This window comes from Leptobacterium flavescens (assembly GCF_010671605.1).
GTDB lineage: Bacteria > Bacteroidota > Bacteroidia > Flavobacteriales > Flavobacteriaceae > Leptobacterium > Leptobacterium flavescens.
This window is the reverse complement of record NZ_JAABOO010000001.1, coordinates 960,455-975,285: the sequence shown is the minus strand read 5'-3', so window position 1 is coordinate 975,285 and position 14,831 is coordinate 960,455. Positions and strand designations below refer to the sequence as shown.

General features: G+C 42.5%; 8 protein-coding genes. All 8 read left to right on the top strand.

Annotation, left to right across the window (positions count from 1 at the left end; all coding sequences use genetic code 11):
• Nucleotides 1-21: 21 nt before the first annotated feature.
• Complete coding sequence (locus GWK08_RS04400; protein WP_163605684.1) at nt 22-2,310, top strand: NADP-dependent malic enzyme; 2,289 nt, start codon at nt 22-24, stop codon at nt 2,308-2,310.
• A gap of 82 nt (nt 2,311-2,392) precedes the next feature.
• A complete protein-coding gene (gene ruvA / locus GWK08_RS04395) occupies nt 2,393-2,974 on the top strand; it encodes a Holliday junction branch migration protein RuvA (protein ID WP_163605683.1) in 582 nt (193 codons plus the stop codon).
• A gap of 5 nt (nt 2,975-2,979) precedes the next feature.
• Complete coding sequence (gene sov / locus GWK08_RS04390; protein ID WP_163605682.1) at nt 2,980-10,101, top strand: T9SS outer membrane translocon Sov/SprA; 7,122 nt, start codon at nt 2,980-2,982, stop codon at nt 10,099-10,101.
• Between the two features lie 71 nt (nt 10,102-10,172).
• Nucleotides 10,173-10,553: a glycine cleavage system protein GcvH gene (gene gcvH / locus GWK08_RS04385; RefSeq protein WP_163605681.1), complete on the top strand. Its 381-nt coding sequence runs from the start codon at nt 10,173-10,175 to the stop codon at nt 10,551-10,553.
• Nucleotides 10,554-10,602: 49 nt separating this feature from the next.
• Nucleotides 10,603-10,941 carry a VanZ family protein gene (locus GWK08_RS04380; RefSeq protein ID WP_163605680.1) on the top strand — a complete coding sequence of 113 codons (339 nt, stop codon included), beginning with the start codon at nt 10,603-10,605 and terminating at the stop codon, nt 10,939-10,941.
• Between the two features lie 52 nt (nt 10,942-10,993).
• Complete coding sequence (locus tag GWK08_RS04375; protein WP_163605679.1) at nt 10,994-11,698, top strand: energy transducer TonB; 705 nt, start codon at nt 10,994-10,996, stop codon at nt 11,696-11,698.
• Nucleotides 11,699-11,927: 229 nt separating this feature from the next.
• Entirely contained in the window at nt 11,928-12,605 is a 678-nt protein-coding gene (locus GWK08_RS19365; RefSeq protein ID WP_163605678.1) for an energy transducer TonB, read from the top strand.
• 113 nt (nt 12,606-12,718) lie between these two features.
• Nucleotides 12,719-14,812, top strand: a complete 2,094-nt coding sequence (locus GWK08_RS04365) for a gliding motility protein RemB (RefSeq protein ID WP_163605677.1) — start codon at nt 12,719-12,721, stop codon at nt 14,810-14,812.
• Nucleotides 14,813-14,831: the final 19 nt, after the last annotated feature.

Below are 14,831 nucleotides of genomic sequence, written 5' to 3'. Positions count from 1 at the left end.
TCATTTTAAAATGAAAAAGATATGAGTAAACAGAGCAGAAGACGCGAAGCGCTGGTATACCATGCAAAACCCACCCCCGGTAAAATAAAAATAGTCCCTACCAAGCGTTATTCTACTCAACGCGACCTTGCATTGGCTTACTCTCCTGGAGTAGCCGAACCCTGTTTAGAGATCGAAAAAGATAAAAGCAATGTCTATAAATATACAACCAAGGGAAACCTGGTTGCTGTTATTACCAATGGAACCGCAGTCCTTGGCCTGGGAGATATAGGCCCGGAGGCCTCCAAACCGGTTATGGAAGGAAAGAGTCTGCTGTTTAAGATCTTTGCCGATATAGACGGAATGGATATTGAACTGGATACTAAAGATGTGGACAAGTTCATAGAAACGGTAAAGACTATAGCCCCTACTTTTGGGGGGATCAACCTGGAAGATATTAAGGCTCCCGAAGCCTTTGAGATAGAACGCAGGTTAAAGGAAGAACTCGATATTCCTGTAATGCATGACGATCAGCACGGAACTGCTATTATCTCTGCTGCGGCACTTCTAAATGCGCTGGAACTTGCAGGTAAGAAAATAGAAAAAGTAAAAATTGTGATCAGCGGGGCAGGTGCTGCCGCTGTTTCATGTACCAGATTATACAAAGCTTTCGGTGCCAAGGGCGCCAATATTATGATGCTGGACAGTAAGGGAGTGATCCGGAAAGACAGGGAGAACCTTACTGCTGAAAAAATGGAATTCGCTACCGACAGGAAGATCGATACCCTGGAGGAAGCGATGAAAGGTGCCGATGTTTTTATCGGTCTTTCCATTGCAGATATCGTTACCCCCGATATGCTGAAATCTATGGCTAAGGACCCGATCGTTTTTGCCATGGCCAATCCCGATCCGGAAATTGCCTATGACCTTGCGGTTGCTACCAGAGATGATATCATCATGGCAACAGGAAGATCAGATCATCCTAACCAGGTGAACAATGTACTTGGTTTCCCTTTTATTTTCAGGGGAGCGCTGGATGTAAGAGCTACCAAGATCAATGAAGAAATGAAGATGGCCGCGGTAAAGGCACTGGCAGAACTAGCTAAGGAAGCCGTTCCGGAGCAGGTAAATATAGCCTATGGAGAAACAAGGCTGGCCTTCAGTAAAGATTATATTATTCCGAAACCTTTCGATCCGAGACTTATTGCTAAAGTCCCGCCGGCTGTAGCCAAAGCGGCTATAGAATCGGGAGTGGCTACAGAGCCGATCAATGACTGGGAACAGTATGAAGAAGAATTGCTTCAGAGACTCGGAAATGACAATAAAATTGTAAGACTGCTTCACAACAGGGCCAAATCCAACCCTAAACGCATTGTTTTTGCAGAAGCAGATCATCTGGATGTCCTGAAGGCTGCACAGATCGTGTACGATGAAGGAATAGGGTTTCCAATACTTCTCGGACGGGAAGATGTGATCCGGGAACTAAAGGAGGAGATAGAATTTGATGCCGATGTCCCTATTATCGATCCGAAAACAGACGAGCATGAGGATAAGAAGAATCACTACGCAAGAAAATACTGGGAATCCAGAAAACGAAAAGGAGTTACCCTCTATGATGCCCAGAAAAAAATAAGAGAGCGGAATTATTTTGCTGCCATGATGGTTAATGAAGGTGATGCGGATGCCCTGATCTCAGGATATTCCAGGAGTTACCCGACCGTGGTAAAACCTATGCTCGAACTTGTCGGGAAAGCCCCGGGAGTGAGCAAGATAGCCACCATGAACCTGATGATGACGGAGAGAGGACCTATGTTCCTGGCAGATACTTCCATCAACATTAACCCTTCGGCCAAGGAACTGGCTAAAATTGCACAGATGACGGCAGCAGTTACCAGGACTTTCGGATTTAACCCGGTGATTGCAATGTTGTCTTATGCGAATTTCGGTTCTTCCGAAAGACAGGAAGCTTCCAAAGTAAAAGAGGCGGTGGAATATTTACACAGATATTACCCGGATATTAATGTAGATGGTGAATTGCAATCGGATTTTGCACTGAATAAGGAAATGCTTCAGAGTAAATTTCCTTTTTCCAAACTGGCAGGAAAGCAGGTTAATACCCTGATCTTCCCCAACCTGGATTCTTCCAATATCACTTATAAACTGATGAAAGAGCTGAGCAAGACAGATTCTATCGGGCCCATTATGCTGGGAATGAACAAGGCAGTTCACATCCTTCAGTTGGGTGCTAATGTAGAGGAGATCGTCAATATGGCGGCCGTAGCTGTCCTCGATGCACAGGAGCGTGAAAAGCGCCAGAAATCACAGCTTTAAAAGCTAAACGTTAACGCCGTATATTAATGCTTCATTTGTAAATAATTTTGTTACATTTGAAGCATTAACATTATATTAAGAAATGATTACACACATACGGGGAAGACTTGTAGAAAAAAATCCAACGGATGTAGTCATAGAATCTAACGGAGTTGGTTATTTTATCAATATTTCACTTCATACTTTTTCGAAACTATCAAATGATGAAAATATAAGGCTGTACACACATTTACAGGTGCGGGAAGATGCGCATACTCTATTCGGTTTCTTCGAGAAATCGGAGCGTGAGATCTTTCGCCTGTTGATATCCGTTTCCGGGATAGGTGCTAGTACTGCCAGAACCATGTTGTCATCTATGAGTCCGCTCCAGGTAAGAGATGCTATTGCTGCAAATGATGTGGCCGCTATTCAATCTATAAAAGGTATAGGGGCAAAGACCGCGCAACGGGTAATTATCGATCTGAAAGATAAAATTCTTAAAATTTATGACATTGATGAAGTTTCTTCCGCTGAGGGCAATACAAATAAGGAAGAAGCGTTATCAGCATTAGAGGTTCTTGGCTTCACTAAAAAGCAGTCCGAAAAGGTGATTGACAGGATCCTTAAAAATGGCCCCGATTTAAGTGTTGAGGAAATTATTAAACACGCGCTTAAAAATTTATAAATAGTTTGAAAAAAAACACACCAAATTTAACATACTTAGTTAGAGTATTTTTCTTTGTTGCAGCATTTCTATCCTTTTCCCTGACTCAGGCGCAGGAGGGAAACAACTCTCAATCACAGGATAGTGTACAAACGGGTATTTCTTTAGGTAAGATCCTGCTTAAGAACCCGAATAGCATCATTTCAAAATATACTTATGACCCTGTTTTGGATCTGTATTTCTATACGGAAACCGTTGGTGAGTTTAATATTAAACACCCGCTTATCCTTACTCCTAAACAATACAGAGAATTGGTCCATAAGGAGCATATGAGATTGTATTTTAAGGAAAAACTGGATGCGATCTCCGGTAAAAAAGAGGGTAGTGAAGAAGCGCAGAAAAACTTATTGCCGAATTTTTATGTAAACTCCAGCTTTTTTGAGACCATTTTCGGTGGGAATACCATTGAAGTGATCCCGCAGGGATCGGTAGCGATGGATCTGGGAGTTCGGCTTCAGAAAAATGACAATCCGGCACTGTCGCCGAGGAACAGGACCAATCTTACTTTCGATTTCGATCAGCGGATCAGTCTGAGTCTCCTGGGTAAGATCGGAACAAGGCTTTCTATCACGGCGAATTATGATACGGAAGCCACTTTTGATTTTCAGAACCTTATTAAATTAGAATATACACCTACCGAAGATGATATCCTTCAGAAAATAGAGATCGGTAATGTGAGTTTACCTCTTAACAGCTCCCTTATTACAGGAGCTCAGAGTCTTTTTGGGGTAAAAACACAATTGCAGTTCGGTAGGACCACTGTTACCGGGGTTTTCTCGGAACAACGTTCTCAGAGCAGGACCATTGTAGCCCAGGGTGGAGGAACATTAACAGATTTTGAATTACTGGCATTGGATTATGACGAAGACCGTCACTTTTTCCTTTCTCAATTCTTTAGAGATCAGTACGATCAGGCACTGGAAAGCTATCCATATATAAGAAGCCAGGTGCAGATAACCCGTATTGAGGTTTGGGTGACCAACAGAGGGCAGCAGACCGAAAACGTGCGTAATATAGTTGCTATCCAGGATTTAGGAGAAGCAGATCCCGATAAGACCAGGATACAGCAAACAGGAAATGCTCCTGCAGGTTTTTTTAACGGCGGAAGCCAACTGCCGAGAAACGATGCTAACGATTACGATCCCTTTGCAATAGGAGGTACTTCCGTGCTGACGCCTGCCATTAGGGAAATTGCAAGTGTACAGGCCGGTTTTGGAAGTTTAAGCCCGGTAGTAAATCAGGGTTTTGATTATGCCATCCTCGAAAATGCAAGAAAGCTGGAGCAGGGAAGAGATTTCGATCTTAATACCCAGCTGGGATATATTTCCCTTCGTCAGCGACTGAGCAACGATGAGGTTCTGGCGGTTTCTTTCCAGTATACTTTTGCTGGAGAGGTTTTCCAGGTTGGTGAATTTGCCAATGATGGGGTGGGAGCTACCGAGGTAGATCCGAATAACCCTGGCTTTATTATCAATAATACGCTGGTAACCAAACTTCTGAAAAGTAATATAACCAATGTTTCAGACCCGATCTGGGATCTGATGATGAAAAATATTTATTCTACAGGGGCATTTCAGTTGAGTTCTGAAGATTTCAGATTGAATATCCTTTATACAGACCCTTCGCCTTTAAACTATTTAACACCGGTGGATCCGGCAACTTTCCCGGCCGGTCTGGATGAAAGAATACTGATAGATGTCCTGAATTTTGACAGACTGAACGTATATAACGATCCGCAGAACGGGGGAGACGGATTCTTCGATTTTATCCCGGGGATCACTGTCGATACACAACTCGGGAATATTATCTTTACCAAGGTAGAGCCTTTCGGGGAATTCCTCTTCGATGTGCTCGGGGGTGGGGATTATGATAACCCGACTACCTTTAACCCTAACCAGGAACGCTACGTATTCAGGAATATGTATACCCTTACCAAGGCAGCGGCTCTGGAAGACAGTGATCAGAACAAATTTCAGTTAAAAGGAAGATATAAGTCGGAAGGCGCCGGAGGAATTCCTATCGGAGCTTTTAATGTACCCAGAGGTTCGGTTAAAGTAACTGCAGGAGGAAGAGTCCTTCAGGAAGGAATAGACTATACCGTAAACTATCAGGCGGGAACCGTGCAGATCCTCGATCCGGGGCTTCGGGATTCCAATACGCCTATCGAAGTATCTGTAGAGAATAACGCAATTTTCGGGCAACAGACCAGAAGATTTACGGGAATTAACGTAGAGCACAAGATCAGCGATAAATTTGCATTGGGTGCTACTATTTTGAATCTTAATGAAAGACCGCTGACCCAAAAAGCTAATTTTGGCGTAGAGCCGGTAAACAATACGATCTTTGGATTTAACGGAAATTTCTCAACGGAAGTTCCTTTCCTGACGAGACTTGCCAACAAACTTCCGAATATTGATACGGATGTGCCTTCCAACCTGTCGGTTAGGGGTGAATTTGCATATCTCTTACCAGGTTCTCCCAAGAATGCCGATTTTGACGGGGAAACCACGGCTTATTTGGATGATTTTGAAGGAGCACAATCCCTTATCGATGTAAGAGGGCCCCTGGCCTGGTTCCTGGCGAGTCCGCCTTTGGAATTTATCGATAATAATGAAATAGGTTTGAGTACAGGTATCGAAAGGGCTAAACTTGCCTGGTATACCATAGACCCGATATTCTTTACTACGCAGCGTCCTTCGGGGATCTCGGATGATGATGTGTCTTCCAATCAGACACGTCGGGTATTTATTGATGAGATCTTTCCGCAGGTAGATATTCCTCAGGGACAAACCACCGTACAGAATACTTTAGACCTTGCGTACTACCCGGAGCAAAGAGGTCCGTATAACACAAATAACAATTTCCAGGCACTTGCGCCTGACGAGCGCTGGGCAGGGATCATGAGATCTATAACCAGTACGAATTTCGAGCAGTCCAATGTAGAATTTATACAGTTCTGGGTACTGGATCCTTATGTGGACGGTGTAACCGGACCAGGAGGAGAGTTGGTATTTAACCTCGGAAATATTTCTGAAGATATCCTGACAGACGGACGTAAGCAATACGAGAACGGATTACCGATCACTGATAACCCAACGGGAACAGCTTTAACCATAGATGTGCCATGGGGTAGAGTACCATCTACTCAATCTCTGGTATACGCCTTTGATGCAGATGAAGGGAACAGGGCGAGACAGGATATCGGACTGGACGGTCTGGATGATGCAGCCGAAGCAGCGATCTATAACGGAAGTCCTGAAGATCCCGCATTGGATAACTATCAGTTCTACCTGGATGCTCAGGGAGATATCCTTCAGAGGTATTTTAATTTTAATAACACCGATGGTAACTCACCGGTTGCGGTTTCCAATACAGACCGTGGGTCTACTACCTTACCCGATGTTGAAGATATTGACCGTGACCTTACTACCAATACGGTAAACAGTTATTTTGAATACAGACTCCCGATCAGACCTAATATTCAGCGCACCGATCGCTTTGTAAATGATATCAGGGAGATAACGGTACCGACACCTAATAACGGGAGTGTTAATGCAAGATGGATCCAGTTTAAGATCCCGATCCGTGAATTTGATAATGCGATCGGAGGAATTACCGATATCAGATCTATCAGCTTTATGCGTATGTACCTTACTGGTTTCCAGGAAGATGTAGTACTTCGTTTTGCTACGCTGGACCTGGTAAGAGGAGACTATCGTTTTTATACAAGAACACTTCAGACAGATGAAGATGATCCGAATGACGACGATACTTTTGTAGATATCAACACGGTAAATATTCAGGAGAATGAGCAGCGTCAGCCTATTCCATATGTACTGCCTCCGGGAGTTCGCAGGGAGCAGCTGAACAACAACAATACGATTATCAGGCAGAATGAACAATCGCTTTCCTTTGCGGTTTGTGAACTGGAACCGGAAGATTCCAGAGGGGTGTTCAAAAATGTAAATATCGATATCAGACAGTACAAGCGACTGCAGATGTTTATGCACGCCGAATCCTTCCAGGAAAACTTTGTAGCCGATAATGAACTGGTAGGTTTCATACGACTGGGTACCGACTTTAACGATAACTTCTATCAGGTGGAAATTCCGCTGACGGTTACACCACCCGGATCTTCTACAGCTACTGAGATATGGCCGGAGATCAATAACCTGGACCTTTCTCTTGAACTGCTTTCGAGAATGAAATCCATAGGTATTGCCAACGGAACCCTTGCAGATCTGACATTCTACGATCAGGACCTGAATGTGGTAAATGAATTTGCGCCCAGAGAGACCGGAAGATTACGACTTGCTATAAAGGGTAATCCTGCTCTCGGAAACATAAGGGCTCTTATGGTTGGGGTTAAAAATGCTACGACTAATGAAGTTTGCGGAGAAGTTTGGTTTAACGAATTGCGTTTGTCAGAATTAGATAATAAAGGAGGTTGGGCAGCTACTGCTTCCCTGGATGCCAATATTGCCGATTTTGCCAATGTTTCGGCTACCGGACAGATAAGCACCATAGGATTCGGGACCCTGGAGCAGACACCTAACGAAAGAAGCAGGGAAGATGCTATCCAGTACGGTCTGAATACTAATATAAATCTTGGACAACTGCTTCCGTCGAAATGGGGAGTACAGATCCCTCTTAATTACAGTATTTCCGAAGAACTGATCACTCCGGAATTCGATCCGGTTTTCCAGGATATTACGCTGGACGACAGGATAGATGCCGTAACCGATGAACAGGAAAAAGAAGCTACCAAAAGGCAGGCAGAAGATTATACCAAGCGTACCAGTATTAACTTAATAGGCCTGAGAAAGAACAGAGCTCCCGAACAGAAGGAACGCGTATACGATATTGAGAATTTTACCTTTAATTATTCGCATAATGAGGTAAATCACCGCGATTTTGAGATCGAGGAACTGAAAGATCAGAATGTAAGAACAGGTTTTACCTATAACTATAATTTTAAACCGGCAGAGGTCGCACCGTTCAAGAAAAGCGATTCCCTTTTTAGAGGGCGTTACTGGCAATGGATCAAGGATCTTAACTTGAATTTACTGCCTACGAGTATTTCTGTGAATTCCAATTATACCCGTAGTTTTAATGAACAGCGTTTCCGTGAAGTATTCACGCCGGGAATAGATGCCGGGAATCAGCTGGGGCTTCCAACCCTTCAGCAGCGTAATTTCTTATTCGACTGGCAGTATGCTATCAACTATAACCTGACCAAATCCCTGAACTTCAGGTTTACCGCTTCCAACTACAATATCGTACGGAATTATTTCGGAGAGGATGAGAACGGGGAGACCTTTATCAGGCAGGATGTCGGGATATACGATGACTTCTTCAACACCGGAGAAGCTAACAGGCATACGCAACAGCTGGAAGTGAATTACGAATTGCCATTTAATAAAATACCTTTCCTCAGCTTTTTAAATGCGAGTTACAGGTATACGGGAGATTTCGACTGGCAACGAGGAGGAGATGCACTTAATGAAATTGCAGGAGAGAACCTGAATACGATACAGAATGCAAATACGCATACCTTGAATGCGTCCCTGACCATGGATAAATTCTATAAATATATAGGTTTAACCAAGCGAACTGCGGCAGACGCACGAAGAGCAAATTCTGTTCTGGGCAGAAATAATAATACCGCTACGGGTGCCGATCCGGGGCAGCAAAAAGCATTTAAGAAAACATCTAAACTCTTTAATACGGTAGTAGACGTACTTACCAGTGTAAAACGTATCAATATCAGCTATTCCGAAAATAACGGAAAGGTGCTTCCGGGTTATACGGAATCTATCGGATTTATCGGAACCCTGCGCCCGTCTGCAGGTTTTGTTTTCGGTAGCCAGGCCGATGTTCGTTTTGAAGCGGCCCGAAGAGGGTACCTGACCACCTTCCCGGAATTTAACGAGCAGTATCTGGAGAGATCTAACGATATCCTGAATATTACGGCTAATGTAAGTCCGATCCCGGATCTGACGATTGACCTGAATGCCAACAGGCAGTTTTCAAACTCGATTGCAGAGAATTTCAGAGTGAATGACCTTGGGAACGGAACCTTTGAATATGAAGAATTACTCAGGAATCGTTTTGGAGACTTTTCGATTTCTACATTATTAATAGGAACATCTTTTGCACAGAGTGATGAGATCTCATCGGTAACATTCGACGAGTTCAGAGCCAACCGACTGGAGATAGCCAACAGGCTGGCCATTCAGGACGGAATAGATATCAACAATCCTGCAAACCTGGATAATGACGGATTTCCTCTGGGGTATGGTAGAAATAACCAGGCAGTATTGCTTCCGGCATTTCTTGCAGCCTATAGCGGGCAGAGTCCGGACAAGGTACAGTTAGGAGCTTTCAGGGATATTCCGATCCCGAACTGGGCGGTAAAATATACAGGCTTAATGAGATTGAAATGGTTTAAGAAGAAATTCAGACGTTTCTCTTTAAGTCATGGATATAAGGCGAGCTACAGTGTAAATGCATTCAGGACCAACCTCGAGTTCGACAGAGACCTTCCTGCAAATACACAGCTGGATCAGGCCGGGAATTTCCTCAATGAAACCCTCTTTACCAATGTAACCCTGGTAGAGCAGTTTAATCCGCTGGTTCGTGTAGATTTTGAAATGAAGAATTCAGTAAGTGTTCAGGCCGAAGTAAAAAGAGGTAGGGCCCTTTCGCTGAGTTTCGATAATAACCTGCTTACCGAAGTAGCCAATAAGGAATATATCTTTGGGCTGGGGTACAGGATCAAGGATCTGCGTTTCAGAACCAATATCGGAGGAAAGAAAACTACCCTGAAGGGAGATCTTAACCTTAAGGCCGATCTTTCATTACTCGATAATATAACCGTAATCAGGAATCTGGATATCGAAAACAACCAGGTAACTGCAGGACAGAAGATATGGACATTGAAATTTACGGCAGATTATGCACTGAGCAAAAATTTAACAACTTTGTTCTTTTATGATCATACTTTTTCCAAGTTTGCCATATCTACGGCCTTCCCTCAAACGACCATCAGATCAGGATTTACATTACGCTATAATTTTGGGAATTAAGACAAATAATTTTTTTGTTTGCTAAGTCTAAAAAAGTACATTTGTTTCTCAATTAATTAATTCTGTAAATAATGAATATACCATCTGAATTAAAGTATACTAAAGACCACGAGTGGATTAAAATTGATGGCGATGTAGCCACTGTAGGGATCACAGATTTTGCACAGAGCGAATTAGGTGATATTGTTTATGTGGAAGTAGAGACTGTAGACGAGACTCTTGATAAAGATGAAGTTTTCGGAACAGTGGAAGCAGTTAAAACCGTTTCCGACCTTTTCCTTCCTCTTAGTGGTGAGATCATTGAGTTTAATGAATCGCTGGAAGATGAGCCTGAAAAAGTAAATTCAGACCCTTATGGTGACGGATGGATGATCAAGATTAAGATTTCTGATACTTCTGAAATTGACGGATTATTAAGCGGTGAAGATTATAAAGCACTTATCGGAGCATAAACAACGTTTATATTTAATATTTGCAATAAGCTGGACATTGTTATTAACAGTGCTCAGCTTATTTTCTGTTTCCGACCTTCCGAAATTGGAGTTCAAACTCTCCGATAAGCTTTTACACGCCGCTTTTTATTTGATCCTGACCTGGACCTGGTTTTTTTCTTTTTCCCCTTCCGGAACGGATAAAAAAAGAGAAAATAAAGCCCTGATCGTCATTGCTGTAATAATTGCTGTTTACGGTATGATTATTGAGGCTTTACAAGGTATACTGCCTTTCGGCAGAACGGCAGACTGGAGAGATATAGTAGCAAATGTAATCGGAATACTCCTTGCAGTATTTGCTATTAAGCGGATTTTGAGTAGAAGCAAGTCGTTAAAAAGGGAAAATTAATTGCTTTTATTATAAATAAATATTTAAATTAGCAATCGTAAAATTTTGAATTATGGAACTTAAGAAAAATCCAAAAGCCGATTTGACCAAAAATAGTGGCCTCTATTTTGTTATCGGGTTGGCTTTAGTCTTATTTGTAACCTGGCGTGGTATTGAATGGAAGCAATACGACAAGACGGAGTACGATATTCAGGCGCTTAATGTTGATGATGACCTGGATGAGGAAATCCCAATTACAGAGCTAAAAGCTCCGCCACCGCCACCACCGCCACCGGCAGCACCTGAAGTAATTGAGGTAGTTGAAGATGAAGAAGAAGTAGAAGAAACTGTTATCGAATCTACAGAAACCAACCAGGATGAAGTAATAGTTGAGGTGGAAGATGTTGAAGTAGTGGAAGAAGAGGAAGACGTTGATGTTCCATTTGCAGTAATTGAAGATGTACCAGTTTTTCCGGGTTGTGAAAATGCAAAGAATAAGCGTGATTGCTTTAACAAACAAATGCAGAAGCATATCCGTAAGAACTTCAGATATCCTGAAATTGCTCAGGAACTTGGGATCCAGGGACGTGTAAGTGTATTGTTTACCATTGATAAGGACGGTAGTATCACGAATATCAGAATGCGTGGACCGGACAAAAACCTGGAGGCTGAGGCTTTAAGGATCATTAAAAAACTTCCTAAAATGACTCCGGGAAGACAAAGAGGTAGAGCAGTACGTGTACCTTTCAGTATTCCGATTACATTTAAATTGCAGTAAAAGTAATACTACAATCATAATATAAAAAATCCCGCTTTTAAGCGGGATTTTTCTTTTTGGTATGCTTCTTGTGCTTAACGTAACATTAACATTAAAACCATATATTATGAAAGGTTACACTAAAAATTATGCTGCACCTCACGGCAATGAGGTGCAGAAAAGTAAATGCAAGAAGCATGACGCTAATTTACGAAAAAACGGCTTGTTACATTTTCAAATAGGGCTTATTGTGAGTTTATTAACAGTATATCTGGCCCTTGAAGCTGCTTTCCCCTATCTGAATCCGGAGGTTGCTCTCGCTGATGAAAAAGTATATGTTATCGATGAAGACCCCGTTCCTGATTTTACTGTTTACCAGGAACCGGAGAAGGTACTGGAGGAATCTAAGGTGGAGAAAAAGATCCCTCCCGTAGAAGCCATCGATAAATTTGACGTTATAGATAACGAAGATAAAAGGGTTATGGAAACGGTATTGACGAATGCGGAAGATCTACCTCCAACAGACCTGGACCTGGACAAACTTGAAGTGGCAGGCCCTGAGGAGGAACCTGTAAATATCCTGGCAGTTCAATTTGCTCCCATCTTCGACGGTTGTGAAGATGTGGTTACGAATTCCGAAAGGATAGCGTGTATGTCCGAAAGGATCAATCGCATTGTTTTAAAACATTTCGATACTTCTTTAGGATCTCTTTACGGTCTTTCGGGAAGACAACGTATAGATGTACAGTTTAAAATAGACAAGGAAGGAGAAGTTACCGATATTAAAGTACGGGCGCCACATCCGGCCCTGGAGAAGGAAGCAAAACGGGTTATGGAACGCATCCCTCAGATGCAGCCGGGAAGGAACAACAACCGGAAAGTGGAGGTTATTTTTTCCAAACCCATAATTTTCCAGATAAGAAACTAAAAAAAATCCTGCTTCGGCAGGAATTTTTATTTTAAAAATACGTTAATCTATAATTGATAAAAACTGTATATTGCTCTTGCTTTCAGGAATAATATAAATTGATAGGAAATTTCATGCGAAAGTTATTCACTCTTGTTTTCTTTTCTGCTGTTTTGAGTGCTCAGGCTCAGGAATCTTCAGCCACCTACGAAAAATACCCTGTTTTTGATGAATGTAAAGACAAAGCCATTTCCGAGCTGAAAGATTGTTTTGATACCACCTTAAGAGCGTTTCTTGTCGATAACTTTAAAATTCCATCTGTTGTTACCGAAGAAGCCTATACCGGAGAAATGTCTTTTCTGTTTGAAGTGAATGAGGAAGGAGCCTTCCGTTTAATGTATGTGGATGCGGTATACAACGAATTAAAAGATGAACTCGGTAGAGTATTTTCACAACTTCCGGTAATTAGCCCGCCAACCTATAGCGGAGAACCTACCTATATGCAGTTTTCCATGCGATTAAAGATACCGTTGGAAGCCAATACGGAACCCCTGGTTCAGACGACAAAGAAAGTTGATGAATTTACAAAGGATGCTTCCGATGAATTTAAAAAGATCGTTGAAGAACGACAGAAATATGCAAATGATGAATATTCCAGTGAATTAAATATTCCTTTTTCTCACCAGCGTTACGCCCTGTTTGATGCAGCACTTAACCAGGTGGGAAGTAATAATCATACAGCGGTCAAGCCTTATGTGTACAGTGCAGTGGCAGATTATTTTGATCTGGAAGCCTACAATAAATCCCTTTCCAAAAACAAAAAAAGCTGGTTCGGACGCAAATGGTGGGATGAGCATATGGTTACCGTAAAGGGGAAGGACTACTGGTTTACCCTGGACCCGGTGGCAGATTTGCAGTTAGGAAAGGATAACAGTGATGAGGTAGATTATACCTATAATAATACCCGGGGTGTGTATGTGCGGGGTGGTCTTGGAAAGAAATTTAACTTTTCGGCCTCTCTTTTCGAAAGCCAGGGCCGGTTTGCAAACTACTTTAATGACTTTGCCAGAAGTATACGTCCTTCGGGAGGAAACCCGGCTATCATTCCCGGAAGAGGGATCGCCAAGGAATTTAATGAAGATGCCTTCGATTACCCGGTAGCTGAAGGATATATCTCTTATAGCCCCAGTAAAAATTTTAATGTGCAGTTTGGTCATGGCAGGAATTTTATCGGAGACGGTTATCGCTCCCTTTTCCTGAGTGATATTGCATCGCCATACCCCTTTCTGAAACTCAATACCAGTTTCTGGAAGATAAAATATACCAACACCTGGATGTCTCTCAGGGATGTAAGGCCGGAAGCCACAGAAGACGGTGCTTTCCTCACCAAGTATGTGGCCACCCATTATCTGAGCTGGAATGTTTCCAAAAAACTTAACCTGGGCTTTTATGAAGCTGTGGTATGGGATACATCGAACGACAGGGGACTGGATGTAAATTATCTCAACCCGCTGATCTTTTATCGCTTTATAGAATTCGCTACGGGATCAAGGGCCGGAAATGCCATTCTCGGTTTGAGCTCTAAATTTAAGTGGAACGACCGTATAAATCTTTACGGACAATTTATCCTGGATGAACTTTCTATTGATGATTTCTTTGGAAGAGAACAGAATTTCAGGAATAAATACGGGATCCAGTTGGGAATAAAATATTACAACGCCTTTAAGGTAGACGGACTTCTGCTACAGGCAGAGTTTAACCAGGTAAGGCCTTATACTTATTCGCATAATACCATCAGACTGAATTTCGGTCATAATAATCAACCTTTAGCGCACCCTAGAGGAGCTAATTTCAGGGAGGTTATCGGAACCGCAAACTACAACTACAAGCGATGGTTCGGGACGGCCCGTCTGATCTATGGAGAGCAGGGGCTCGATATAGAGGGCGATACTACCAGCTTTGGTGGAAATATATTTACAAGTGAAGATAACAGGCCTTCCGATAACGGGATAGAACTTTTACAGGGGAACAAGGCTTCTACCTTTTTTGCGGATATGCAGATCGGTTACCTGATCAATCCTGCAACCAACCTGAAGGTTTTCGGGAACTTTATCTATCGGAACTTTGATCCTTCCGCAGAAACGACAGCAACCTTTAAGAACAGTACTACCTGGTTTAATATTGGCCTGAGAACAGATCTGTTTAACTGGTATAACGATTATCAATAAAAAAAGTCCGGGAACTCCC

Excerpts from the sequence above, each read along its gene's own strand:
- GWK08_RS04400 (WP_163605684.1), top strand. The coding sequence starts at position 22 with ATGAGTAAACAGAGCAGAAGACGCGAAGCGCTGGTATACCATGCAAAA.
- ruvA (WP_163605683.1), top strand. The coding sequence starts at position 2,393 with ATGATTACACACATACGGGGAAGACTTGTAGAAAAAAATCCAACGGAT.
- gcvH (WP_163605681.1), top strand. The coding sequence starts at position 10,173 with ATGAATATACCATCTGAATTAAAGTATACTAAAGACCACGAGTGGATT.
- GWK08_RS04375 (WP_163605679.1), top strand. The coding sequence starts at position 10,994 with ATGGAACTTAAGAAAAATCCAAAAGCCGATTTGACCAAAAATAGTGGC.
- GWK08_RS04365 (WP_163605677.1), top strand. The coding sequence starts at position 12,719 with ATGCGAAAGTTATTCACTCTTGTTTTCTTTTCTGCTGTTTTGAGTGCT.